Source organism: Novosphingobium sp. SG751A, assembly GCF_013149295.1.
In the GTDB taxonomy this organism is placed as follows: Bacteria; Pseudomonadota; Alphaproteobacteria; order Sphingomonadales; family Sphingomonadaceae; genus Novosphingobium.
The window spans coordinates 1-1,600 of record NZ_JABGCB010000064.1 but is presented as its reverse complement, the minus strand read 5'-3'; the positions used below and the strand labels follow the sequence as shown (position 1 = coordinate 1,600).

General features: G+C 59.4%; 1 protein-coding gene. It reads right to left on the bottom strand.

The window, feature by feature from the left end; genetic code table 11:
• Nucleotides 1-95 precede the first annotated feature (95 nt).
• Nucleotides 96-1,535, bottom strand: coding sequence for an IS1182 family transposase (locus FHW96_RS25865; RefSeq protein ID WP_172343441.1), 1,440 nt, complete (start codon nucleotides 1,533-1,535; stop codon nucleotides 96-98).
• Between the last annotated feature and the right edge of the window lie 65 nt (nucleotides 1,536-1,600).

The window sequence follows — 1,600 nt, the reverse complement described above, 5'->3', positions numbered from 1 at the left end:
CGACCGAGGCTGTGTAAAAACGCTTCCCAGGTGAATGGCGCGGGTGAGGACTTGGGGGTTTTGGTGCAGGAATGGCCAGCATCCGCCCTTGCCCGTCAGGTCCGGATCGCTGCAATGAGCGGCTGAATGCCCATGATCTGGATCATCCGCTTCATGTTGTAAGCCAGCACGCACAAACTCATCTCGGTCCTGACGTTTTTGAGTGTCTTGGTCAGAAAGTGGGTGCTGCCCATCCAGGATTTGAGCGTGCCGAACACGTGCTCGACGGTTCGACGCCGGATGCCCATGGCATTGGGTAACAGGTCGAGCCGCCTTTGCATGGCGTCGATGACGGCCTCATGCTTCCATCGTTTGACGCGCTTCACGTATTCAGTGGTACAGCGCGGCCGCAGAACGCAGCTCAGGCAGGCGCTCAGGTTGCGGTAATGGTCGATATCGCCGTGATGGTCCGACCGTGCCCGCGCCTTGGTCAGATGCTCCCCTGCCGGGCAGGTATAATGGTCGTGCTCGGCATCGTACACGAAGTCGGCCTTGGTGAAGAGGCCGCGCTGAGCTTTGCCTGACGTGTCGGTTCTGGGCACGCAGGGTAAAATGCCGGTGCCTTCGCATTCCAGCACCTGTTCGCCGTTCATATAGCCGCGATCCGCCAGAACGGTGATTTCAGGTGCGGCGATTGCTGCTTGGGCACGCCGGCCCATCGGCGCGAGTTGCGCCCGGTCATTCCCCTCGTTCACCACCTCATGCGCGACGATGAGGTGGTGTTCAGCATCCACCGCTGCCTGCAGGTTGTAGCCGACAATTCCAGTGCCGCGCCCGCTGCTGTTCATGGACCTGGCATCCGGATCGGTCAGGGATACCTGATGATCGGGCGAAGCCTCAACCTGTGCGGCCATTTCCTGCAGGAACCGCATCTGACCGCGCAAGCCCGCGATCTTCTCGCGGATCTGTTCGACCCGCGCTTGCGGAACGTCGCTGGCCTCACGATCGGCACGATCGAGGGCCGCAAGGTAGCGCTCGATGCTGGCCTCAACCTGCTCAATCCGCTTGGCTGCCTTATGTTCTGTGTAGTTGCGGTCCCGGTTGTTTACCGCTTTGAACTTGCTGCCGTCGATCGCGACGGTCGCCTGTCCGAACAAGCCCAACTGTCGGCAGAGAACCACAAATTGGCTGCAGACACCCCGAACAGCATCACCATTATCCCGCCGAAAATTGGCGATCGTCTTGAAATCCGGTGCCAATCGACCGGTCAGCCACATCAGTTCGATATTGCGCTGCGCCTCACGCTCCAGTCGTCGGCTCGACTGTATCTTGTTCAGATAGCCGTAGAGGTAGATCTTGAGCATCGTTGAAGGGTGGTACGCGGGGCGCCCGGTCTGTGCCGGGGTCGCTCCGGCGAAGCCAACTGCCACCAGGTCCAGTTCGTCGATGAATGCCTCGACAACCCGTACCGGATTATCGTCCGCGACATAATCATCCAGTGACGTCGGCAGCAAAAAATCTTGCCTACGATCCTGTTCCTCGACGAAACGACCCATCGCGAAACCTCCCGAATAACCGGGAAACACTACCATAGAATGGCGTTTTTACACAGCCTCGACCA